Origin of the sequence: Roseburia sp. AF02-12 (genome assembly GCF_003461765.1) — a bacterium.
Classification (GTDB): Bacteria; Bacillota; Clostridia; order Lachnospirales; family Lachnospiraceae; genus Roseburia_C; species Roseburia_C amylophila.
In genome coordinates, this window is record NZ_QTXS01000002.1 from 517,024 (window position 1) to 540,696 (window position 23,673).

Genomic DNA, 23,673 nt, shown 5'->3' on the forward strand with positions numbered 1-23,673 from the left:
CTGGGAATCTGCTATGAGTTTTCTTTTATCCTAACAACTGTTCTACATAATCTTTGATTGCCAGATTATCTTCCGGCATCTGGCAGCCGACGATATACATGCCTTCGTCGTCGGAACTTCGGATAATATGACCTTCCAAAGCAGCCTGATCTGGTAAATCAAAGGAAAGGATATTTAAGAGAATATCAGTCCCTTTGCTATCTGCAAAGAACGGTGCATCGCAAAGGAAAGCAAATCCGTTGGCACTGATATTTTCCATACGTCCATGGAAGGTTTCTCCGGTGTTCTTAACTGTAATATTACAGAAATTGGAAAGGTCGGCACGAGGATATTTCCGTCTGTTTAAAATATTTGGACTGCCGGTGATTTCTACGACGAAATCAGAGGTTATTTTATCTACATGGATGGAAGCATTATCCCAGCAGTATAGTACATTTCCAACAGTAATCTGGATGGAACAGGATTCACTGTTACGAAGAGAAAGCTTTTCTTCCAGGGAAAGTATAATCTGGTTGGAATACTGTTTCAGAACTTCACCATGGAAATCATGGTCGGGGTTTTTCGTCAGGCGGATAGTTGCTTTCATACCAGGATTGATATCTTCAATACCCATGAAGCCGCCGATTCCAAGCTTGCACATTAACGCCTGGATTTCATTTTCTATGCTGTTAATATTGTTAGCACTTTCATCATATTTACTTACCATACGCTGACTGATATCATCGGAATCATGAATGCAGAGTGTCATGGTATCGACAATTTCAGAAATATACTTCATGTTTTCTACTAACTGTCGGTTTGATGTTTCCACTTCTTTGATTGCATTGTCAATGACCTGTATATGCTCACCCATCTGAGATGAGTCAGCGGTAATTTTATTTACGTTTTCGCCGGTCAGTGTGACTTTCTCAAGAGTAAGCTGAATAAGTTTTAAGGTCTCTTCAATGGATTTTGTCATCTTGCCGGAGATTTCATCCAAACGCATCAGCGCATCCTGGATCTGTTTGGATGAAGCCTTGGTTTCAGTGCTCAAGGTACGGATTTCTTCAGCAACAACAGCAAATCCTTTTCCTGCTTCTCCGGCTCTTGCAGCTTCAATGGAAGCATTTAAGGCAAGGAGATTGGTCTGACCGGAGATATTGTCAATGGTTCCGGTTTCAGATTTTACTTTTTCAAATTCAGAAGTAAATTCCGTAAGAACCTGTTCTACTTCGCTGGAAAGCTTTGACATAGTGCCGGCAGTTGTAACCAGACCCTCTAAGTCGGCAGAACTAATCTGTGCATGGTGAATGGATTCATCCGTCAAAGATACCATTTCGTGAATCATGGATACAACATGCTCAACCTGGGAATTGATGTCAGTTGTCATATCAAGGGAAGAAGTCGTACGGTTCTGTAATTCCTGATTGTTGTTGGTCAGATTATTCATTCCTTTTAAGACAACGTCAGAACCGTGTTTATTTTCATTAGCCAGTTCCCGGACAACGGTAATGCCGTCCATAACGTTATTGCTGGCAGTTTTTACTTTTTCTACGGTATTTACCACACGGTGTAAATCATCCTTGATGCTGTCTGTCAGTGCACCGTCAGCCTCATTTAAGTGGCGGATGGACATGATATAACAGATATAGCACAGAATCAGGCAGGATATCTGCAGCTGATAATTCTTTACGTCAGTAGCAGTGGTGCAGCTTAATACCATATAGCGGTAAATAATACTGATTACTACGCTGATAGTATTTGCAATACCGCACTGCAGCATGAATTTCCGGTCTTTAAAAATAATTAAAAGACTGGTTACCGGCAGAATGTAGGTAAATGCAATTGGGGATGCTGTGGTACATAAAAGATAAGTATAAAAGATACCGTAACCAAGCACCAGTATATAGCGATAGATGTCAGTAGTTTTGCCTTTGATTTTTAGAAATAATTCTCCAATAAAAAATGGAATCCAGCAGAGCAGAACAAAATAGAGATACTGCTTCGATGGATAGAGACCGTTGGACATATCGGCACCATAGTTAGCGGTCAGCAGCAGGGAAAATACAAGCCAGATTCTGCGGGCTTTGATATTGGCCTTGGCTTTAAAAACATTTTCATCATAATTCATAGATATTCTTAATCCTTCTCTTTCGTACAATGATATAATAAGCTAAACTAATTCTAAGCCATTTTTTTGTGGTTTTCAAGGTATTTTATGGAAAACATAGCTTGCTTTTTTGTGGGGAATGTGTATAATAAAAATCGTTGAAAAATGGGGTGCTCGCATAGGCGGGCTGAGAGTAAGCAGAAGCTTTAACCCAGAACCTGATTTGGATAATGCCAACGTAGGGAGATAACGAAACGCAGGTGCGATTACTTAGTGTGCAGGAATCTTTTTTACAGGGGTCCTGCACTTTTGTTTTTGCAGGTGGTGAGGAGAAATCACATATGAATATTACAAGAGAACAGCTTCTTCTTTATGCTATTACCGACCGTAGCTGGCTTAAGGGAGAGACCTTATATGAGCAGGTAGAAAAAGCATTGAAGGGCGGAGTTACTTTAGTGCAGCTTCGGGAAAAAGAATTATCTGAGCCGGAATTTGAAGCAGAAGGCAGAAGCCTTTTGGAACTCTGCCACCGTTATAGGGTACCATTGATCATCAATGATAATGTGGAACTGGCAGAAAGGATAGGAGCCGATGGCGTGCATGTGGGACAGTCCGATATGGAGCTGACCCGTGCAAGAGAAATTCTTGGAACAGATAAAATCATCGGAGTGACTGCGAAAACAATAGAACAGGCACAGGCAGCAGAAAAAGCCGGTGCAGATTACTTAGGAAGCGGAGCCGTATTTGGCAGCAGCACCAAGACTGATGCAAAGCCGATGGAACTAACCCTGCTACAGGAAATCTGTCAGAGCGTCACCATCCCCGTAGTCGCAATTGGCGGCATCAACCACGATAACATCCTGAAATTAAAAGGATGCGAAATTGCAGGAGCAGCAGTTGTAAGTGGGATCTTCGCATGTGAAGACATCGAAGAGGGAACGAAAGAACTGTTGCAAAAAGTAAATATGGTAGTAAAAAATCATGAATAAGATAGGACATAAAAAAGTCTTACTTATATAAAGTGCAGATGATGATAAGATGAGTCTTATTTTGAATGAGGAAACACGCTGTCCTTGGAATACCATTTCTTTGTCTTTCCTGGGACACTTGGATTTCCCCTATTCAACAGGCAACGCCGGCATCATGGATGTGCCGGCGAGGCGGAATGGAGCATGGATGCAACTTTTCGCCGTTTGCCGGAAAAAAGATATACTTACGGGAAATTCTAGTGACCCTGAAAGACAAAGAAGGTATGCAAGGGCAGCGGGATTGCTCATTGGAAATATAGTAAGATATATCATCGCCTGCAATGTAATAACAAACCACAGCGGCAGATTGGGGGCACCACCTTAGGTCGCTATACAAAATTAATGCAAAGGAGACAAATGTATGAACACAGCATTAACAATCGCTGGAAGTGATTCCAGTGGAGGCGCCGGCATCCAGGCAGATATTAAGACGATGACCGCCAATGGCGTATACGCCATGAGTGCGATCACGGCACTTACTGCCCAGAATACAACCGGCGTAACAGACATTATGGAGGTAACTCCAGAATTTTTGGCAGAGGAGCTGGATCGTATTTTTACGGATATATATCCGGATGCAGTGAAGACCGGAATGGTCTCTTCCAGTGCTCTGATAGAGACAATTGCGGACAAACTGACAGCGTACCACGCAAAAAATATAGTCGTGGATCCTGTTATGGTAGCGACCAGCGGAGCAAAGCTCATCAGCGATGACGCTATCGGTACATTGAAAACTAAATTATTGCCTCTGGCAACTGTTATAACCCCAAATATCCCGGAAGCGGAAGTGCTTTCCGGTATGGAGATAAAGACAGAAGCAGATATGGAAAAAGCAGCAGAAATCATTTGTAAAACCTTCGGTTGTGCCGTGCTGTTAAAAGGCGGACATCAGTTAAATGATGCCAATGATTTGCTCTGGCAGAAGGACAAAGAGCCGGTATGGTTCCACGGAAAGAGAATTGACAATCCAAACACCCACGGAACCGGTTGTACCTTATCATCTGCCATAGCATCTAATCTTGCCAAGGGACGTAGCCTGGAAACATCCGTGCAGTATGCAAAGAATTACATATCCGGCGCACTGGCAGCCATGTTAGACCTTGGAAAGGGAAGCGGCCCGATGAATCACGCATTTGCAATAGAAGGAGAATATACCAATGAATGAGAAGAAGACATCTGTATTCAGTAACGGATTAATCTGGTTTGGAGCCGGTGTATCCATAGCTGAAATTTTAACCGGAACTTATTTTGCACCACTTGGATTTGGCAAAGCCATGGCAGCTATCTTATTGGGACACTTAATCGGTGGACTGATGATGTTTGCAGCAGGAATGATTGGTGCAAGAGAACGAAGAAGTGCCATGGAAACCGTAAAAATGAGCTTTGGAGAGAAGGGAAGTCTTCTTTTTGCAGCGTTGAATGTATTGCAGCTGGTAGGCTGGACTGCCATAATGATTTATGATGGCGCACTGGCAGCCAACGGTGTCATTCCGGTAGCAAACTGGTTCTGGGCAGCCATTATCGGAGTTCTCATTATCCTTTGGATCCTGATTGGACTTACGAATCTTGGAAAGCTCAATACCGTTGCAATGACCGCATTATTTATCCTGTCACTGGTATTATTTAAAGTGATTTTTATTGGAAATGGAGCCATTCCGGCAATCGTGGATGATGGAAGCCTTACCTTTGGCGCAGCCGTAGAGCTTGCGGTAGCAATGCCACTTTCCTGGCTGCCATTAATCAGTGATTATACAAGAGAAGCAGAAAAACCATTTGCAGCAACCGCAGTCAGCGTTGTTGTATACAGTCTGGTCAGTATTTTCATGTATGTCATTGGTATGGGTGCAGCACTTATTACCGGTGAATATGATATTGCACAGATTATGTTAAAGACCGGATTTGGTATCGTAGGACTTGTGATTATCATTTTCTCAACAGTAACAACGACTTTCTTGGATGCTTATTCTGCAGGTGTTTCCAGTGTATCCATTTCTGAGAAAATCAATGAGAAATGGGCAGCAATTATTGTAACGGTAATCGGAACTGTTGCAGCAATTGTATATCCAATGGATAACATTACAAATTTCTTATATCTTATCGGTTCTGTCTTTGCTCCGATGATTGCCGTACAGATTGCAGATTACTTTATTTTAAAGAAAGCCAATGCAAAAGACATGGCATTTCAGTGGCGTAATCTGGGTGTCTGGCTTATCGGATTTGTACTTTACCGTGTGCTGATGCACATTGATACTCCGGTTGGAAATACACTTCCGGATATGGTGGTTACCGTCATTCTCTGCGTGATTGTGGAAAAAGTTGCAGAGGCAGTAAAGAAAAACTAAAAAGTTCCTGTCCTCTCGGATGGGAACAGAAGAGAGGACAAAATGAATCACAAATCAAACTTAAAGAAATTAACCGTAACCGCAATTTTTGCAGCAATCGCAGTCGTAGGAAGCCTGTTTTCATTTCCGGTATTCGGCTCAAAATGTGCCCCGGTACAGCATCTTGTAAATGTATTGTGTGCTGTTCTGGTAGGACCTTGGTGGGGACTTGCCCAGGCATTTATTGCATCCTTAATCCGTAACCTTTTAGCACTGGGAAGCCCACTGGCATTCCCGGGAAGTATGTGTGGAGCACTTCTTGGCGGACTCCTTTATAAATATGGAAAGAAACTCCCATTTGCATATATCGGTGAGGTAGTAGGAACCGGAATTATCGGTGGAATGCTTTCTTATCCGGTTGCTTATCTGGTAATGGGAAATACAGCAGCTGCATTATTTACTTTTGTAGTACCATTCTTAATCAGTACCTGTGGCGGAACTATTATTGCAATGATTATTACCATTCCTTTAAAGAAATCAGGAATGTTAGCAAAAATGAAAGACAGTCTGGAGAACTAGAATATGGAATTAGAAGCCGGAAAAATTACAGAACTGCATCAGGAAATAAAAAAGAAACGTCCGGTCATTCACTGTATAACCAATGCGGTGACCGTCAATGACTGTGCTAATATTCTGCTGGCAGCAGGCGCATCTCCGACCATGGCACATCATCCGCTGGAAGTGGAAGAGATAACAGAAGGGGCAGCAGCCTTAGTCTGCAATCTTGGAGCTATTGCGGATTTTGAAGCAATGGAGAAAGCCGGAAAGAAAGCGGATGAAATGGGACATGCCATTGTATTAGACCCGGTAGGAATTTCCGGTTCTACTTACCGGCGGATGCAATGCCAGACTTTGATAAAAGAAATTCACCCGACCTGCATTCGGGGAAATTATTCTGAGATTCGTGCACTGTTAAAGGACTGCAATACCGTAACCGGTGTGGATGCATCGGATAAGTCTGTTGATGTGGAAAACATGAAGCAGTATGCGAAAGCACAGAAGACGATACTGATAGCATCCGGTGCAGTGGATGTGATTACGGATGGCAGAGAAGTCTTTGAATGCAGAAGCGGCCATGAAATGATGGCACATATTACCGGAAGCGGTTGTATGTCATCGGTTATGCTGGGTGCATTTCTTGGAGTGGAAGCAACCATAGAAGCGGCAGCAGCCTGCTGCAGTTTTATTGGATTGTGCGGCGAGGCAGCCGCAGAAAAAACAAAGGAATGTCAGGGCGGTACCATGACATTCCGAAATGCTTTCATCGATGAAGTTTCGTTGATGACACCGGAGAAAATTTATGACCGGTATCAGGAAAAGTAGTTTTGTATACCAGATGATGCATTAATCATTTGGCGTATTGTGGAACCGGCCTTCCAATTCTTCTGTCTTTACAATATTGATAAAGGCATGTGGGTCGATGGAACGTATCATAGGAATTAACTGGCGCTTAGCCTCCGTATTAATGACGGAGTAGATAAGCGTCTTTTCTTTTTCTTCATAACAGCCAATGCCCTGAAAGAGGGTGGCATCGTGGTTGGTGGTTTCCCGGATCGCATGATAAATTTCATTGGATTTATCAGAAATAATAAACAGAGTCTCTTTCTTGTAACGCTTATAAAGCATCTGAATTACCTGTGTGCTGCAGAACTGGTAAATAATGGAATAAAGTGCAATAGACCAGCCAAAGAGAGCACCTGCAATGGCAAGGATAATGACATTGCCAAGGAGAATATAATTCCATGCATCAATTCCCTTCTGGGAAGAAAGATAAATACTGATAAAATCGGTTCCACCGGTAGTAGTTCCAACGTTTAAGCACAGGCAGATGGCAAATCCGTTTAAAAGACCACCGAACACACTGATTAAAAGAACATCCTGTGTAAATACATAAGCCGGCAGCAGGTCTACGAAAATACTGGATAAGAAAATCGTAAGAATCGAGTACCAGGTAAATTTTTTCCCAAGGAACCGGAAACCGATATAGATTGGGAAAATATTTAAAGCCACGTTGAAAAAGGTATATGGAATATCAATATGGAAAAAGGTCAGTCCGATTTCCTGCAAGAGCAGGGATACTCCGGAAAAGCCACCCGGAAATAATCCGGCAGTTTTCGCAAAACAACGCAGGTTCCATGCATACAGAATCGATGCAAAAAATACGATGAAAATCCGGAAGACCTGATAAAATTTTGGATGTTTGGACTCAATGGAAAGAAACATAATGATTACCTCCTGTTATCAGATTTTTTTATAGGGACTGTGTCCATAACACTTCTCACAGACCCGGAACGGATAACCTACCGGCAGCGTTACGCCGCAGTATTTACAGGTGCGGATATAATCCTTCTTATCTTTGGCAAGAAGCTTCATAATTGTATCTTCTGTCTTTTCCCGTTCCCGGTTTAATCGCTCGCTATCAGAAATTTTTCCCATTCTGGTGGAAAACTGATGGTACAAGTCCAACATTTTATAAAAAGTTTCGTAACGCATCAGTCCCTTGTCATTACACATAATCAGTGATGGAAAATGAAGGGAGACATCAGCAGTATAGGTTTTACAGTAATAGAGCCACAAATCAACGATATCCCGGTTTTTGATATCAATGGAGCAGGTCAGCATCCGGTAGAGGGTATGTTTATCCTCAAACCCATCGATTTCTTTACGGGCTTTATATGCCTTATCATATAGAAAGAGAATTTCGTCAATGCTGATTTTCTCAAAAGGAGCAGAGGGCTCTACGGATTTCCATATTTTTAAAATGGCATTTAATGGCTCGTCCATATCTAAAAGGACATGTGGGAAACCAAGGCTTACCTTCTTAATAACCGGTTCCGGCTGGTCAAAACGTTTGGCAATATAATTTCTGGCATCCTCGCCCATGGCATTGACATAACCGGTGTCATACATGCCAAAACGTCCGGCACGTCCGGCAATCTGCCGTATCTCCGGAATATTAAGCGGGCGGGTGGAAATGCCGTCATACTTTTCTGTCTGGATAAAAACAATTCTTCGTACCGGAAGATTCAGTCCCATACCGATGGCATCGGTGGAAACCACTACTTTTGTTTTGTGGCTTAAGAAAAGACGAATCTGTCTTCTGCGGATTTCCGGTGGAAGACTGCCGTAGATGACACTGGCACGAATTCCCTCACGTTCTAATCGTCCGGCAATGTCTAAGACAGCACGCTTGGTAAAAGTGATTAGTGCATCACCTTCTGTGACATCATCCGGAAAAACAAATGCCTCTTGCTCACAGACCAGTGCAGTTTTCCGTTCATAGTGGCGAACCTCAAAGGTATCCTCGCAAAGGGCTATGAGGTGGGTAACAACTTCCTCGGCAGCAGGACTCATGCAGATATGGATTTCATCTGCTTTTACCCCCAGAATAGCGCGGGTCCAGGAGTGCCCACGGTCACGGTCTGCAATCATCTGTGCTTCATCAATAACGGCAATATCATAGTGCTGTTCCATGTCCAACATTTCAATGGTAGAAGAAGTAATCCGGCTGTTTTCCTCCGGAATGCATTCTTCTCCGGTAAGCATTGTACAGGCAATGCCGGCATCTTTCATTTTCTCATAGATTTCCAGCGCCAGAAGACGCAAAGGACCGAGATAGACTCCGCACGAAGCATCTTTTAAACGCTCTAATGCGTGATAAGTCTTGCCACAGTTAGTAGGACCAACATGCAGGATAAAATGCCGCTGCATGCCCCTGGTCTGTGGAAATTCTGTTTCCGGTTTCAACGGAACCATCCCGACAATCTGATGACGCATTCCAAATTGTCCATACTGATGGCACAAATCCTTTAAGGTGCGCCGGCAGATTGCAAGGGGCATTTCCTGATATAAAAAGTTTAAGAAACGCTCTGTAATTAATTCCGGTTCCTCGTCCCGCAGGGAACTGATATCAAGACGGACCAGCTCAGCAACAAGATAAGTCTCAAACTGCATAATATAAATGGGATTGGCATCCCGATAAACAAAATAGGAAAGATTACGGAGCTGACGGTGATAATTCTCCAGCTGCGGCTGCTTTATCTTCGGAGAATGGATAGCCAGCAGTTCCTTGGAAAGCCGCTGCATCCGCTTCGGATAAGGACCTGTTTCCGGTATCGTTTTTTTATGCTTCTTTTTCGCAAAGGTTTTATACTGGGCACAATAGAATTGTACCAATTTATCTGTCTGTATCATACGACCTCCATATCTATGCTAAGTATACCATTCTTTGGGTATGGTTGCAAAAGACATATTTTTCACTTTACAGGAAATTGCTTTCCTGTAAAGTAAGAAACGCTCCGCGGGGATGCGCACTGCGGCGTATAAGGTAGATGTCGCAAGCGACCGCCGCAGGCGCGAGAATGTGCCAAGGCACATTCTATGTTCTATGAAATCTCTTCCACCGCTGGTTTGACTTCGGAGAAAATGGGTGTTACAATCGTTCGGTATGAAATGCTTTATGCAGGCGATGGGGAAAGCTTATAAGATAATACAAAATCATTGGTTATTCACCAATTGCCTGTTTGGGACTGGAAAATCCCACAGTTCTAAAGTACATGTTTTTCTTTTTGCTATGAAAACAGTCTTTTCCATGTTTGACAGTAATACTGCACCGTTCGCTGAAATACGGATGTATTTTAAGGACTGTTAGGGGCACTTGGAATTTCGTCTGACAACAGGCAACGCTGGTACAGGGATGTACCAGCGAGGCACAATTGAACATGGATGTGAATTTGTGCCGGTTGCCAGACAAAGCAGGCTGTAAATCGAAATTCCTAGTGCCCCTTGCAGGACTTATGTGGCATCCGTATCCAGCGGACAGTACAGTATTCCAGTCAAAGCAGGCAAAAGACAGTTTACAATCAAGAAAAACATGTACCTAAGAACTGTTGGCATTTTCCGTTAAAAAACAGTTAATTGCTGAATAACCAATTGATTATATATATTAAGTTTTAAGCTTTCCCCCTCGCCGGAGAAAGAAAGGAGACCGCGATGGAACACACAGTAGAAACTACGAAGAATCCGCTGGCGGAAGAAAAAATCGGGAAACTGATTGCCCGCTTTGCAATACCGGCAATCATTAGCATGCTGGTAAGTTCCCTTTATAATATAGTAGATCAGATATTTATCGGACAGGGCGTTGGCATGCTTGGAAATGCCGCAACAAATATTGCATTTCCGGTATCCATTATCTGCACGGCAACGGCATTGTTACTTGGAATCGGAAGTGCATCCAATTATAATCTGGAGACCGGAAAAGGAAATGTAGAAGAAGCAAATAAGATTGCAGGAACAGGACTGGGTCTTCTGTTTATCTGTGGAGTGATAATTGCAGCAATCGTATTGCTGTTTTTAAATCCGCTGCTGTATTTATTTGGTGTAACACCAGATGTGCTGCCATATGCACAGGATTATACATTTATTACAGCCTTTGGAATCCCGTTTCTGGTATCCACAACTGGTGGAACGCATCTGATTCGTGCGGACAGAAGCCCGACCTATTCCATGACCTGCATGCTTGTGGGCGCAATTATCAACACGATTTTAGACCCGTTATTTATTTTTACATTTAACTGGGGAATCAAAGGAGCCGCATGGGCAACTGTAATCGGACAGTTTGTATCAGGTCTGCTTGTTATTATATATTTTGTAAAATTCCGAAAAATGGAACTTCGGTTTTCCATGCTTCGTCCAAGGGTAAAATATATGAAAGCGATTGCAGCATTGGGAATGGCTTCCTGCATCAACCAGATAGCCATGGCAATCGTGCAGATTACCATGAATAATACGTTGCGTCATTACGGAGAAATGTCTGTATATGGAACAGATATCCCCCTTGCCTGCGTTGGAATTATCTCAAAAGTAAATATGGTATTTATGGCAATCTGTATTGGAATTTCCCAGGGGTGCCAGCCAATCTGGGGCTTTAATTATGGAGCGGGAAGTTTTGGGAGAGTAAGAAAAACATTTTGGCGTGCCTTTGAGATATCCGTGCTGGTGGGTGTTGCATTTTTTATTGTATTTCAGATATTTCCACATCAGCTGGTGGCGGTATTTGGTGATGGAAGTACAGAATATTTCCAGTTCGCAGAGCGGTATTTCAGAATTTTTATGTTTATGACATTTATCAATGGAATCCAGCCAATGTCTTCTGGTTTCTTTACATCCATTGGAAAAGCCAGACTTGGTATTGTTGTATCACTGACCAGGCAGGTGCTGTTTTTACTGCCGCTGATTCTTATTTTCCCTTTGTTTATGGGAATCGACGGAGTAATGTATGCAGGACCAATCGCAGATGCCGCTGCAGCTGTCGTTGCCATTTTCTATGCACTGCGTGAATTAAATATCATGAAAAATTTAGAAAAGAAAGCAGTATAAAAAATATTAATATAAAAAACGTCAAAAAGAATCCCATGGAAAACAGAAATATTCTCCATGGGATTTTTGCTATTTCCGGACATATGCAGGAATTTGCCGGTGGCAGGTTCTACAGGTTATGAAATAGCGGTATGAAACGGCAAAAGGCAGGTCTTGGGATTAGAAGCTGTGACCGCCGCCACCGCCGCCACCGCCACTGCTGCTGCCACCGCCGCCACCGCTGCTGCCACCGCTACTGCCACCGCTGCCGCTGCTGGAAGGCGGACTGTAGACACGGGATTGCCGGATAAAACGGACATTTGGATTGACAATATTGCACTGTGTAAATACCTTTCCTAAAAGATCTGTTTTCGATGGTCTCTTCGCACGGGAGAAGGAACGTACCAGAAAATAATTTAACAACAAAGCAATGATAACTGCTAAAAAGGCATTACTGATATATTTCATCGGCTGCGCAATTTTTCGCCCTTCGAGCAATGTATTAATCTGACCAAAAGCGGTAAATGCACAGGTGTAATAATCACCATCAGAGGCATATTTGTATACATTATCGGTGATAGTGTTGGCATAACTTTTCGTAATGGTTTCATAAATGGTTCCGTTGCTGTGAATCCAGATGTTCCGATTGTCCATATCAATGAGAAATACGGTTGCACTGGTGGAACCGAAGGTGTCGCGGTAATAGCTTCGGATATAATCCTCAGTAGAATAGTAAGGATTGTAATCGATGGATTTAAAAGCAACACTTCCGTAAGTGGTAATCGGAGCCATCTCTTTTCCAAGGGTGGTTTCTTCCTCGTCTGTTAAAAGGTTGGCATCGTCCTCAACGATAACCTGATAACCGGTGCTTTTATTGGTATAGGTCTTGGTTTCGGCTTTGCAGGTAATACTTCCGTTAAGTAAGAGGAAGAAACATGCAAGCAGGCAGCCAAGAATTATTTTTGCAGAAAAAGAGCTGTATTTCTTCTTATATGTATCAGGCACGGTCATCACCTCCCTGTCGGTTAAACTGCGGCAGTTTCCGCATGGTAAGCATATTGTATTCCTTTAAAATGCTAAGAAGCGTAAAAATAATACCGGCAAAAGATACAATTGCACCACCATAGTAATAAAGGTCGGAAACCGGATGCAGGAAAGTAATCATTCCGGCAGCAGCAATGGAAATTAAGGCACCTAGGAATCCCGGAATTTTTCCACGAGTGGTTGTTTCACTGAACTGGGAAAATCCAAACAGCGAAGTCAGAACCCCACCGCCGATAACAATAAGCATGACAATTTTAGAAAATGAAAAACCGCCGGAACTAAAGATTCCCATTAGAACCTGAATTGCAAATACACCTAAAAACAGATAAGGAATTATGTTTTCAAATTTAGATTTCATGCTTTTATGGGGCTTTAAGTTTACTTTTACTTTGGCTTCTTTCTTGACATTTCCCTGTTTGGACTGATATCCCCTGTCATGCTCATAGGTTTCCTGACTATGGATTTCGCTCAGCTCCACAAAATAAATAATGGAGGCAAAAAGTGCCAGTGCCGCAGAAAGTATCAGGGTTGAAGCAGGCCGTATGGTAAAGAAAAGATTTAAAAGCAGAAAAACCGGGATAGCCAGTAGAAAGGAACCGAGTAAAAATTTACGTCTATCTACCGGGATATCAGCAGCAACCTTTCCGGTCTGTCCATTGACCGTAGCGTAGGCAACGCGGTCTTTGTTACGGTAGGATAAGAACCATACCGGAAGCATGGCGCTGGCAGCTTCCTTGCATTCCGTATTTAATGCATAACTCATATAATGGTTTGTTTCCGGATAAATAAAACTAAATTCCTGGAAGGCAGGTATTTTTTTGACTTTGGAATAAGTCTGTTCATTGGCAATGGCTTTTGCGTCCTCCAGATAAATATCGCTGTCCACATCGGCAGTATCAGCATAGAAACCACACAGAATGGACGGAGTAAAACTTTTCATGCCGCGCACATCAAAGGGAGCAATATTCTCGCTGATAACATCCGAAAAAGAAGAAGACGCATCATAAGAGAGCCCTTTATAATAGGCATCCGTCTGGCAGAGCAGATTATAGTGGTCGGTTACAATATAGTTACCTTCCCGGTGGCTTTTTTCAGCCGGCAGCTGTACCGTACCTTCGTGGGTAATGTTATATACCCAGTAAGGCATATAAATCCCACGGAAATTGTCTACATTGCGCGGGTCTTTCAGTTCCTTAGGGGCAAAAATGGCATGGCGCATCATTTTGCCATAAGCCTTCTTGCAGTCCTCCTTGGTAATCTGGAAAGGAACAATGTAGTCCGGACGTTTTTCCCTGGCAATCCGGCTGTCAAGAATCGTAGAAGCACCACAGAAACTACAGAATCCGGTTGCAGCATTCTCGGTACTTAAGATTTCACCGCCGCATTGCGGACAGGTGAAAATGTTGACATCATAAGTAGATGTCTCCACAGCGTCGTGATCCTTCTGATAGCTGTAAGGATTCAGCTGTGTGTGACAGTAGTCACAGAAAAGTGATTGTGTTGGAATATCAAACCTTAGATTTCCTCCACAATTGGGACATTCATACATAACATTCTCCTCTTTTGATTTAATATACTCAGGTATTGACCGCACAAGGATACGTTGTCCCCGGAAAACTTCTGGTATCGAAGACCTTTGTTTTAGATATAAAAATACCGAATTTCTAATGTGTGTGTTTCACTTTTGGTTATAAAAACTATCTTTCCAATGTTTGACAAAATCGCTGTACGGTTCGTCGAAATGCAGATGCCTTATAACGACTGCTAGGGGCACTTGGAATTTCGCCTGAAAACCGGCAACACTGGCACAGGGATGTGCCAGAGAGGTGCATATGAGCACGGATGTGAATTTGCACCGGTTGCCGGATAAAGTGATATATTGTCCGAAATTTCCGGTGCCCCTTGCAGCCGTTAGGTGGCATCTACAATCGACGGACAGTGCAGCGATTCCGTCAAAGCAACGGAAAGACAGTTTATCATCAAGCGAAACACACACATAAGAAATGCAGGTATTTCATATTATAAAAACAAAAGGTTCTTCGATACCAAAGTTTTCCGGTATCAACTTATCTCGTTGACAATGACCTAATGTAATATACTAATATGGTAATAGAAATATAACAGAAAGTAAATACATTTTACTTTATATTTTCAGAAAATTGAGTTATAATATATATATATATATATAGAAGTAATACGAGAGAGTTGTCATACGACCGTAGAGGAGGGGTGCTTATGAGACAGGAATTTACTTATAACCAGATTGCACACCTGAATGCAGCGTTACATGAACAACGCCTGCCATACCGTATTAGCTTTCATGATGCGGAGACAGCCGTTGTAGAACCGTTAGGATTTTGTGCATGTGATGGTAAAGAGGGTATGCTCAAAGCGGCAATTGAAGCATTTTTTGAAAAAGAGGGAATGACCGTAACATTCTCTGACCATTGCGAAATTATTTCACCGGGATGCCGGACCGTTTCTGTGGCAGCCTGCCAGTAGAAACAGATGAGACCGGAAAGATGGGCAGATTAGAAGGAAGAAGCCGGAATTCAAAAATCTTTGAGATGGGAACAGATTTTTGAAAATACGTTCTCTTTTAAGTCCTCATCAGAACAGAACATTTGAATCGCTATATCCACTGCTTTCGGAGAGAGAGCAGTGGATTTTTTGAGCCATGAAATATCAGCGGCAGACTCTGTTCCTGTAAGAAAATGATTTACAATTTCATTTAACCGGTGACAGAATTCCATCAGGGAATGATAATCATGAATCATATCTAAAAGGTTGTGCCCATAAAGTTCCTGTTCAAAGGAACAGGTAGAAATTACCTGCATGCAAAGGTGCAATTCACCGGTAATATCAGAAGCTTCCATCAGAATGTCCGGACGTTTCACATAGTTTTCCATGAAAATGGACTGGGCTTTCTGGTAGTCGCCATCCGCAAAACATTTTGCCAGAGATTCCCGGAGCACTCTTGTTTCATGTTTTTCGCCGGACATCCCCACCATACATTCATAAGTGGAGAGATTCTGCTTCGCAATGTAAACTGTTAACAGAAATTCCGACAGGAATCCAAACAACCGCTTGCAGTAATTATCATAGCTGCTGATATCGACCCGGCACTCCACTTCAAAGAGAATGTCAAACAGCCATTCACAGTAGGCATCAAATCGTTCTTTTGAAGTAATGAAAATATTCCCAAAATAAGTATGTACATCATGAACCATATGGTGAAAAACAGGCACATAGTCCGGGTATTTTTCAGAAATAACCTGCTCAGTAATCAGCAGATCCTTCTGGTGATGGTTCTGGCTGAAACCATTAAAATACGAAGTATTTAAAGTCAGAAGCTTTGGTGTGATCATGTCATGATTCTGAAGCAGCCGCATCAGCTCTCTTTCCGTGAAAATAAGCCCCTGCCTATTTATGAGATAGCGGCGGTAATGACAGATGCCGATATAATCGCAGGCATGGTAATTTTTCCAGAGCCAGTAGATGCCAGTCAGCTCGCAGAAACTTTTGTTTTTCCGGGAAATATTATCTCCGGTATCATCCGCAAGATAGCCCAATTCCGGAGAAATTGCATGTCCGACCTGCAGGGGAACATACATGGAATCAGTGGGAGCTTCAAATTGTTTGTGGGTCATAACGAATATTTTAATGGACATAATACACCTCGCGAAAACATGCTTTTCCCTTACTGTATACGCAATCGCATTCCTTGACAAGAGCAAATCAGGGAACCAATCAATATTTTTGACATAAACTAATACGAAAGTAAGAAAGAATGGAAAGAGGTCAGCGTGAACTGCAGCAATTCAATTGAACATACCGTGGAAGCGGGGGATACATTATACAAACTTTCCCGGCAGTATAAGACGACGGTATCCTCTATTATTTTAAGCAATCCAAGGATAAATCCTTACAATTTACAGATTGGAATGAAGATAGAAATATGCCCGGGCAGAGAATACACAAGACCGGAAATGCTGGGAAATACCGAAAATTCCGGGATTTCCAATAACAATGGAAAAGGAAATTTAAAAGAACTGATGCGGATGGCATGGCTGAATCATACCTACCTGCTCCGGATGCTTTTGGTCAGCATGGCAGCGGATTTGCCGGATCAGCAGGAACTGGTTACTGCATTAATTGACAATGCAGAGGAAATAGCAGACCTTTTCGGCAGATATTATCCGGAAAATACGGTGAACAGCCTCAGAGATTTACTGGTGCGCCAGGTAGAGCTTACCGGTGGACTGATCACCCAGAAAAAAGAAGGGAGAGCGAAGGATACGGAGGAGCAGGTACGACGGTTAAACGAAAATGCAGACCGCATCGCAGAGCTTTTGGCATTTGCAACACCGGAATATGAAGAAAGTGTATTAAAAGAAATGTTCCGTATGTACGTAGACCTGACCGGACAGGAAATCAGTGAGCGGCTTGCCGGCAATTATGAAAAAGATTTACAGACATTCTGGAATATCCAGCGGCAGATTATTGCTATGGCGGATTATTTTGCCAACGGACTGGAAACAGAGGCAAAGGAATCCGGGCTTCGTTAAAGAAAAGGCATTAAAAAGTATTGTTTCTTATGGTTTCACAGCAGAAGCGGCTGTGTTATAATAGAAAAACAGGACAAAAATAACCGGGGCTGTCCGAATGCAACTGCGGACAGCCACAACATAAAAGTACAGAACAAAAACAATAGTAAATAGAAGGAGACAGCAAAAAATGACACCAGAATTTTTAAACAGCACATTAGAGCATTTATATGAGAGAACCAAAGAGGGAAAGCAGCACTGGAATGTTGAGATGAAGACCAGCGAATATAAAGAGGAATCCGAAAAGCCGGTTGTAGAAGCCGACGGAAAGCAGTGGGTAGTAGATGAGTGTTATACAGCCTATTCCTGCGAAGAGCATGGAAATGAATTTGTAATGATTACTTATGAAAATATTGAGACTTGTGGAGAAGAAGTGCGGAGCACCAACATGGTATTCCTGCCGGATCCGAATGTCCGCTATTTTGATTTGGACCGGCTGGCCCAGTATGCAATTCTTCCAAGCCAGAAATTGATGGAGACCATTCATCAGTTATTTACTCTTCTGCTTTCTCTTCAGAAGGAAGAAAGTGCCCAGGTAGAGTGGAAAGTCAGCGAATAGGAAATGGCATCGCAGACAGATTACAGTTACATATGTTTCCTGTAGTTGTTTTAACAATTTAAATAAAACTGAAAATTCAGATAATTTACACAATATATGCAATATAATAAAGTAAATACGAAAAATAATTAAGAAAATTCTAAAAATAGTATTGACAAATGAACTATAGTTAGATATAATCAAATCATCAAAAGAAACAAATGAACGGAAACAAAGTAAGGAGGAGATTCCACCAGAAAGAGAAGGAACAAACTCATAATAATGTAAGAGGAGGTCGATACCACCAGGATATTAAATCAGAATCGGACAAGCGTTTAGACGAAGAGAAACGCAATAGTAAGAAAGGAAGGTACGGTCCAATGCAGAGCTGATAGATATTATGAAACCTGACATAATAAATAATAAAATCAGATTCAGTTCATGGATTCAGAATCGGAAGGAAAACCTGAGGTAAATACAAAAGAAAAGTGGATGGAGAATCAGAACGGCAACGTAAAGATATGGTTCCAGTCCAACAGGACTCAGAAGCGAACGGATTCAGGAGGAAGGGTTCAGGGATTGAAGACGAAATATACGAAATGAGGTAAAAGTCCAATGGACGAAATAGTATGAAAGGGCATCATCTTAAGAGAATTTAGATGATGCCCTTTTTCACTTTACAGGGAATTGCTTTCCTGTAAAGTAAAAAACGCTCCGCGAGGATGCGCACTGCAGCGTATAAGGTAGATGTCGCAAGCGACCGCCGCAGGCGCGGGAATGTGCCAAGGCACATCTTTGTTCTGTTATGCTTCTTTTTTCTGCGCTTCAAGGGCTGCTAAGCATGCCTGGGCAAGTTGGTCGCCACAGGAAGTGGATTTGAATCCACAGGTGATGCCCTTTAATTTTTCTTCTACTTCTTCTACCGTTAATCCTTCTACCAAAGAAGAGATAGCCTTTAAGTTGCCGTTACATCCGTTGGTAAAGGTAACATGTTTTAAAACATTTCCCTCTAAATCCAAATCAATCTGGGTGGAACAGGTTCCTTTGGTTTTGTATGTGTAATGCATAAGAAACTCCTTTCTATACCTGGACTTGTTGTCAGGCGATTGCAAAATGAAAAATAGTGTATGACATATTTTTTATGAGGTGAAAGGCTCCTCTTCTTTTCCGATATGAAATATTGTAACTCTAAGCGCTTTATTTTCCTTTTTGTTATATCGACTGTCTTTTCAATGTTTGACAATGATTCCAGAATTGTCCGCCGGAGTGCGGATACCTTGGCAAAGCTGCTAGGGGCACTTGGAATTTCACTGGCAACCGGCAACACTGGCACAGGGATGTGCCAGTGAGGTGTATTTGAACACGGATGTGAATATACACCGGTTGCCGGACATAATCATGATTTCATCGAAATTCCTAGTGCCCCTTGCGGGTTTGGCGTTGTATCCGCAACCGGCGGACAGTTCTGGAATCCTATGTCAAAGCAACCGGAAAGACAGTCTTCAATCAAGAAAAATAAAGTGCTAAGAGTTACGAGATATTTCATATCCATTAAAAAGAAGTGAAGTCTTTCACCTATAAAAATATCTTATTCTGTTTTTCCATTTTGCAATCGCCTGTTCAATCTTTGCCTATTATAGCATCTGTTTGTAAAAAGTCCACTGATTTAACAAAAAGTTTATAAAACGTTCATGGGATTAGATATTGTGAAGAAAGGCAGATAGTGGTACAATATTTCATAGTTGCGTAAGCAAAATTATGGATAGGAGCATTATATGAAAGCAATAGAAAAAATCTTTGGAACACATAGCGAAAGAGAATTAAAAAGAATTTATCCGCTTATAGATAAGATAGAGTCTTATCGGCCTGCCATGCAGGAACTGACTGATGAACAGTTAAAGGATAAGACAAAAGAATTCAAAAAGAGACTTGCTGATGGTGAGACATTGGACGATCTGCTTCCGGAAGCATATGCAACCGTTCGTGAGGCAGCAAAGAGAGTGCTTGGAATGGAACATTACCGTGTTCAGCTGATTGGTGGTATTATCCTGCATCAGGGACGTATCGCTGAGATGAAGACCGGTGAAGGAAAAACATTGGTATCTACCCTGCCGGCATACTTAAATGCATTGGAAGGAAAAGGCGTACATGTTGTAACTGTCAACGAATATCTGGCAAAACGTGATGCTGAGTGGATGGGACAGGTTCATGAATTCTTAGGACTGACTGTTGGCGTTGTGTTTAACGGCATGGATACTAAGGAACGTCAGGATGCATATAACTGCGACATTACTTATATTACCAATAATGAATTGGGATTCGATTACCTGCGTGATAACATGGTAATTTACAAGGAACAGTTAGTACAGCGTGGATTACATTTTGCGATTATCGATGAGGTCGACTCTGTGTTGATTGACGAGGCAAGAACACCACTTATCATTTCAGGACAGAGTGGCAAATCCACCAGCATTTATGAGGCATGCGATATTCTGGCAAGACAGATGAAACGTGGTGAAGATCAGAAGGAATACACCAAGATGGATGCTATCATGGGAGTGGAAATCGAAGAAGATGGAGACTTCGTGGTAAATGAGAAGGATAAAGTAGTCAATCTGACATTAGAAGGTGTAAAGAAGGTAGAACAGTTTTTCCACATTGATAACCTTGCAGATCCGGATAATCTTGAGATTCAGCATAATATCATTTTAGCACTGCGTGCACACAATCTGATGTTCCGTGATCAGGATTATGTGGTAAAAGATGATCAGGTATTAATCGTAGATGAATTTACCGGACGTATTATGCCGGGCCGGCGTTATTCTGATGGATTACATCAGGCAATTGAAGCAAAAGAGCATGTAAAAGTAAAACGTGAGAGCAAGACCCTTGCCAATATTACATTCCAGAACTTCTTCAATAAGTATGATAAGAAAGCAGGTATGACCGGTACCGCTTTGACAGAGGAAAAAGAGTTCCGTGACATCTATGGAATGGACGTTATCGAGATTCCTACCAACAGACCGGTTATCCGTGTGGATAAAGAGGATGCTGTTTATAAGACCAAGAAAGAAAAATTCCATGCTGTTGTGGATGAAGTAGAAGAAGCATACAAGAAAGGACAGCCGGTTCTGGTTGGTACCATCAATATCGATACTTCTGAGCTGGTAAGCTCCATGTTGAATAAGCGTGGTATACCACACAAAGTTTTGAATGCAAAATTCCATGAGTTAGAGGCTGAAATTGTAGCACAGGCCGGTGTACATGGTGCGGTTACCATCGCAACCAACATGGCTGGTCGTGGTACTGATATTAAGCTGGATGATGAAGCAAAGGAAGCCGGCGGTCTGAAAATCATCGGTACTGAGCGTCATGAATCAAGACGTATTGATAATCAGCTGCGAGGACGTTCCGGCCGTCAGGGAGACCCGGGAGAATCCCAGTTCTTCATTTCGCTGGAAGATGATTTGATGCGTCTGTTTGGTTCTGAGAAACTGCTTAGCATGTTTAATACTTTGGGTGTGCCGGAAGGCGAGCAGATTCAGCATAAGATGCTGACCAGTGCAATTGAAAAGGCACAGAAAAAGATTGAGGGAAATAACTTTGGAATCCGTAAGAATCTGTTGGAGTATGATCAGGTTATGAATGACCAGAGAGAGATTATATATGCAGAGCGTCTCCGTGTATTGAATGGCGAGAGCATGCGTGATGTTATCTATAAGATGATTACCGACAGAGTGGAAAATACAGTAGATACCTGCATTTCGCCGGATTTACCACCGGAAGAATGGGACATTAATGAACTGAACCAGTTATTGATTCCAATTATTCCACTTCAGCAGGTGACACCGGAGCAGGCAAAAGAATACAAGGATCAGAAGAAGTTAAAACATGCTTTAAAAGAACAGGCTGTAAAACTCTACGAGGAGAAGGAAGCAGAGTTCCCGGAGCCGGAAGCTGTCCGTGAATTAGAGCGCGTCATCTTACTGAAAGTCATTGACCGTAAGTGGATGGATCATATTGATGATATGGATCAGTTACGTCAGGGTATCGGTTTACAGGCTTATGGACAGAGAGACCCGCTGGTAGAGTATAAGATGAGCGGTTATGACATGTTCGAAGAGATGATTAACAGTATTCAGGAAGATACCGTACGCCTGTTATTCCATGTCAGAGTAGAGCAGAAGGTAGAAAGAGAGCAGGTTGCAAAAGTAACCGGAACCAATAAGGATGAAACAGCACAGGGCGTGCCGAAGAAACGTGCGGCAGCAAAGGTTTACCCGAATGACCCGTGCCCATGCGGAAGTGGTAAGAAATACAAACAGTGCTGCGGAAGAAAAGCTTAAGAATAAAAATATAAAAATTAAATCGACTTATAATAATTGCATTATAACAGCAAACATGACAAAAGGAGGAAAATAGATGCATTGCACAAGAAAAGTAACAGAAGATATCATCTGGATTGGTGGAAGTGACAGAAGACTTGCTTTATTTGAAAACATATTCCCGATTCCAAGAGGCGTATCCTATAATTCCTATCTTTTAAAAGATGAAAAAACAGTATTATTAGATACCGTAGACCGTTCCATTGCAGGACAGTTTTTAGAAAATCTGGCATTTGCACTGGATGGAAGAAAACTGGATTACATGATTGTAAATCATATGGAACCGGATCACTGTGCTTTAATCGAAGAAATCGTAAGACAATATCCGGAAGTAAAGGTTGTGGGAAATGCCAAGACCTTTGGCATGATACAGCAGTTCTATACCTTTGATATTGCAGAACATTCCGTTACTGTGAAAGAAGGTGAGACATTAAATACTGGAAAACATACCCTTCACTTTGTGATGGCACCGATGGTACACTGGCCGGAAGTAATGGTAACATATGATGAAACGGACAAAGTATTATTTTCAGCAGATGCATTCGGAACTTTTGGCGCATTGAACGGAAATATTTTTAATGATGAAATTGATTTTGACCGTGACTGGCTGGATGACGCAAGACGTTATTATACCAATATTGTTGGAAAATACGGCGGACCGGTTCAGACAACCTTGAAGAAAGCGGCAGGACTGGATATTTCTATTATCTGTCCGCTGCATGGACCAATCTGGCGTTCCAATCTTGGTTACATTCTGGATAAATACAATACCTGGAGCAGCTATGAGCCGGAAGAGAAAGCAGTTATGATTGCTTATGCGTCCATGTATGGAAATACAGAAAATCTTGCAAATGTACTCGCAGCAAAGCTGGCAGAAGCAGATATCCATAATATTGTAGTATATGATGTATCCAATACACATGTTTCCACTTTGATTTCAGAAGCATTCCGTTGCAGCCATATTGTACTGGCAGCTCCGACTTATAATGGAAACGTTTATCCGGTTATGGAGAACTTCTTGAATGACATGAAAGCACTTGCCGTACAGAAACGTACCGTTGCAATTCTGGATAATGGTACCTGGGCAGCAACAGCCGGAAAACAGATGGCAGATAAGATTGCGGAAATGAAAGACATGAAGATTATTGAACCAAGGGTAAGTATTAAATCTTCATTAAAGAACGAACAACTGGAACAGCTGGATGAGCTGGTGGCAGAGATTAAAAAAGATTTCTAAAGCACTG

The 23,673-nt window shown here is 42.1% G+C and carries 18 protein-coding genes and 1 riboswitch; of the genes, 11 read left to right on the forward strand and 7 right to left on the reverse strand.

Translation table 11 applies throughout. The annotated features are described in order from the left end of the window. Positions 1–25: 25 nt before the first annotated feature. Positions 26–2,110: a methyl-accepting chemotaxis protein gene (locus tag DV740_RS11990; RefSeq protein ID WP_118088173.1), complete on the reverse strand. Its 2,085-nt coding sequence runs from the start codon at positions 2,108–2,110 to the stop codon at positions 26–28. A 135-nt stretch (positions 2,111–2,245) separates the two neighbouring features. Further along, positions 2,246–2,351, forward strand: a riboswitch (TPP riboswitch). Between the two features lie 79 nt (positions 2,352–2,430). Here DV740_RS11990 and thiE point away from each other — a divergent pair. From thiE to thiM, 5 genes are all read left to right on the forward strand, one after another. Continuing rightward, on the forward strand, positions 2,431–3,078 hold the full coding sequence (thiE, locus tag DV740_RS11995; protein WP_022243900.1) for a thiamine phosphate synthase: 648 nt from the start codon (positions 2,431–2,433) through the stop codon (positions 3,076–3,078). Positions 3,079–3,478: 400 nt separating this feature from the next. Beyond that, positions 3,479–4,282, forward strand: a complete 804-nt coding sequence (gene thiD, locus DV740_RS12005; protein ID WP_117841259.1) for a bifunctional hydroxymethylpyrimidine kinase/phosphomethylpyrimidine kinase — start codon at positions 3,479–3,481, stop codon at positions 4,280–4,282. After that, complete coding sequence (gene cytX / locus DV740_RS12010) at positions 4,275–5,459, forward strand: putative hydroxymethylpyrimidine transporter CytX (RefSeq protein WP_117698459.1); 1,185 nt, start codon at positions 4,275–4,277, stop codon at positions 5,457–5,459. Before thiD ends, cytX begins: the two co-directional genes overlap by 8 nt. Before the next feature lie 42 nt (positions 5,460–5,501). After that, positions 5,502–6,017: an energy coupling factor transporter S component ThiW gene (gene thiW / locus DV740_RS12015; RefSeq protein WP_022243897.1), complete on the forward strand. Its 516-nt coding sequence runs from the start codon at positions 5,502–5,504 to the stop codon at positions 6,015–6,017. A gap of 3 nt (positions 6,018–6,020) precedes the next feature. After that, a complete protein-coding gene (gene thiM / locus DV740_RS12020; protein WP_118088174.1) occupies positions 6,021–6,821 on the forward strand; it encodes a hydroxyethylthiazole kinase in 801 nt (266 codons plus the stop codon). Between the two features lie 21 nt (positions 6,822–6,842). On the opposite strand, the gene DV740_RS12025 is transcribed toward thiM, so the two are convergent. Together DV740_RS12025 and DV740_RS12030 are read right to left on the reverse strand one after the other, a co-directional pair. Continuing rightward, on the reverse strand, positions 6,843–7,721 hold the full coding sequence (locus DV740_RS12025; protein WP_117698457.1) for a YitT family protein: 879 nt from the start codon (positions 7,719–7,721) through the stop codon (positions 6,843–6,845). 18 nt (positions 7,722–7,739) lie between these two features. Further along, positions 7,740–9,692: a helicase-related protein gene (locus tag DV740_RS12030; RefSeq protein WP_118088175.1), complete on the reverse strand. Its 1,953-nt coding sequence runs from the start codon at positions 9,690–9,692 to the stop codon at positions 7,740–7,742. 798 nt (positions 9,693–10,490) lie between these two features. On the opposite strand from DV740_RS12030, the gene DV740_RS12040 reads away from it, so the two are divergent. Continuing rightward, positions 10,491–11,876, forward strand: a complete 1,386-nt coding sequence (locus DV740_RS12040) for an MATE family efflux transporter (protein WP_118088177.1) — start codon at positions 10,491–10,493, stop codon at positions 11,874–11,876. A gap of 159 nt (positions 11,877–12,035) precedes the next feature. On the opposite strand, the gene DV740_RS14825 is transcribed toward DV740_RS12040, so the two are convergent. After that, positions 12,036–12,860: a TPM domain-containing protein gene (locus DV740_RS14825; RefSeq protein WP_158561564.1), complete on the reverse strand. Its 825-nt coding sequence runs from the start codon at positions 12,858–12,860 to the stop codon at positions 12,036–12,038. Further along, positions 12,853–14,448: a zinc ribbon domain-containing protein gene (locus tag DV740_RS12050; RefSeq protein WP_118088178.1), complete on the reverse strand. Its 1,596-nt coding sequence runs from the start codon at positions 14,446–14,448 to the stop codon at positions 12,853–12,855. The genes DV740_RS14825 and DV740_RS12050 overlap by 8 nt, the downstream gene beginning before the upstream one ends. A gap of 686 nt (positions 14,449–15,134) precedes the next feature. Between DV740_RS12050 and DV740_RS12055 the strand changes: the two genes are divergently transcribed. Next, a complete protein-coding gene (locus DV740_RS12055) occupies positions 15,135–15,401 on the forward strand; it encodes an RDAC family protein (protein WP_117698453.1) in 267 nt (88 codons plus the stop codon). A gap of 50 nt (positions 15,402–15,451) precedes the next feature. On the opposite strand, the gene DV740_RS12060 is transcribed toward DV740_RS12055, so the two are convergent. Continuing rightward, complete coding sequence (locus DV740_RS12060; RefSeq protein ID WP_118088179.1) at positions 15,452–16,570, reverse strand: DUF4422 domain-containing protein; 1,119 nt, start codon at positions 16,568–16,570, stop codon at positions 15,452–15,454. 135 nt (positions 16,571–16,705) lie between these two features. Here DV740_RS12060 and DV740_RS12065 point away from each other — a divergent pair, with 135 nt between their 5' ends. Both DV740_RS12065 and DV740_RS12070 read left to right on the forward strand, forming a co-directional pair. Next, on the forward strand, positions 16,706–17,467 hold the full coding sequence (locus DV740_RS12065) for a LysM peptidoglycan-binding domain-containing protein (RefSeq protein WP_118088180.1): 762 nt from the start codon (positions 16,706–16,708) through the stop codon (positions 17,465–17,467). A gap of 169 nt (positions 17,468–17,636) precedes the next feature. Continuing rightward, positions 17,637–18,065 (forward strand): hypothetical protein, encoded by a 429-nt coding sequence (locus tag DV740_RS12070; protein WP_118056522.1) that lies wholly within the window; start codon positions 17,637–17,639, stop codon positions 18,063–18,065. Between the two features lie 782 nt (positions 18,066–18,847). Here DV740_RS12070 and DV740_RS12075 read toward each other — a convergent pair. Further along, on the reverse strand, positions 18,848–19,111 hold the full coding sequence (locus tag DV740_RS12075) for a TIGR03905 family TSCPD domain-containing protein (RefSeq protein WP_022244527.1): 264 nt from the start codon (positions 19,109–19,111) through the stop codon (positions 18,848–18,850). A gap of 708 nt (positions 19,112–19,819) precedes the next feature. Between DV740_RS12075 and secA the strand changes: the two genes are divergently transcribed. Next, positions 19,820–22,390 (forward strand): preprotein translocase subunit SecA, encoded by a 2,571-nt coding sequence (secA, locus tag DV740_RS12080; RefSeq protein ID WP_117946347.1) that lies wholly within the window; start codon positions 19,820–19,822, stop codon positions 22,388–22,390. Between the two features lie 76 nt (positions 22,391–22,466). After that, entirely contained in the window at positions 22,467–23,666 is a 1,200-nt protein-coding gene (locus DV740_RS12085; protein ID WP_118088181.1) for an FprA family A-type flavoprotein, read from the forward strand. The last annotated feature ends 7 nt before the right edge of the window (positions 23,667–23,673 follow it).

What these genes read in the sequence shown, in the direction of transcription:
- DV740_RS12025 (WP_117698457.1), bottom strand. Translation starts at nt 7,721, where the DNA reads ATGTTTCTTTCCATTGAGTCCAAACATCCAAAATTTTATCAGGTCTTC.
- DV740_RS12060 (WP_118088179.1), bottom strand. Translation starts at nt 16,570, where the DNA reads ATGTCCATTAAAATATTCGTTATGACCCACAAACAATTTGAAGCTCCC.
- secA (WP_117946347.1), top strand. Translation starts at nt 19,820, where the DNA reads ATGAAAGCAATAGAAAAAATCTTTGGAACACATAGCGAAAGAGAATTA.
- thiE (WP_022243900.1), top strand. Translation starts at nt 2,431, where the DNA reads ATGAATATTACAAGAGAACAGCTTCTTCTTTATGCTATTACCGACCGT.
- cytX (WP_117698459.1), top strand. Translation starts at nt 4,275, where the DNA reads ATGAATGAGAAGAAGACATCTGTATTCAGTAACGGATTAATCTGGTTT.
- DV740_RS12075 (WP_022244527.1), bottom strand. Translation starts at nt 19,111, where the DNA reads ATGCATTACACATACAAAACCAAAGGAACCTGTTCCACCCAGATTGAT.
- thiM (WP_118088174.1), top strand. Translation starts at nt 6,021, where the DNA reads ATGGAATTAGAAGCCGGAAAAATTACAGAACTGCATCAGGAAATAAAA.
- DV740_RS12050 (WP_118088178.1), bottom strand. Translation starts at nt 14,448, where the DNA reads ATGTATGAATGTCCCAATTGTGGAGGAAATCTAAGGTTTGATATTCCA.
- DV740_RS12085 (WP_118088181.1), top strand. Translation starts at nt 22,467, where the DNA reads ATGCATTGCACAAGAAAAGTAACAGAAGATATCATCTGGATTGGTGGA.
- DV740_RS11990 (WP_118088173.1), bottom strand. Translation starts at nt 2,110, where the DNA reads ATGAATTATGATGAAAATGTTTTTAAAGCCAAGGCCAATATCAAAGCC.
- DV740_RS12055 (WP_117698453.1), top strand. Translation starts at nt 15,135, where the DNA reads ATGAGACAGGAATTTACTTATAACCAGATTGCACACCTGAATGCAGCG.
- thiD (WP_117841259.1), top strand. Translation starts at nt 3,479, where the DNA reads ATGAACACAGCATTAACAATCGCTGGAAGTGATTCCAGTGGAGGCGCC.
- DV740_RS12030 (WP_118088175.1), bottom strand. Translation starts at nt 9,692, where the DNA reads ATGATACAGACAGATAAATTGGTACAATTCTATTGTGCCCAGTATAAA.
- DV740_RS12040 (WP_118088177.1), top strand. Translation starts at nt 10,491, where the DNA reads ATGGAACACACAGTAGAAACTACGAAGAATCCGCTGGCGGAAGAAAAA.
- DV740_RS12070 (WP_118056522.1), top strand. Translation starts at nt 17,637, where the DNA reads ATGACACCAGAATTTTTAAACAGCACATTAGAGCATTTATATGAGAGA.
- thiW (WP_022243897.1), top strand. Translation starts at nt 5,502, where the DNA reads ATGAATCACAAATCAAACTTAAAGAAATTAACCGTAACCGCAATTTTT.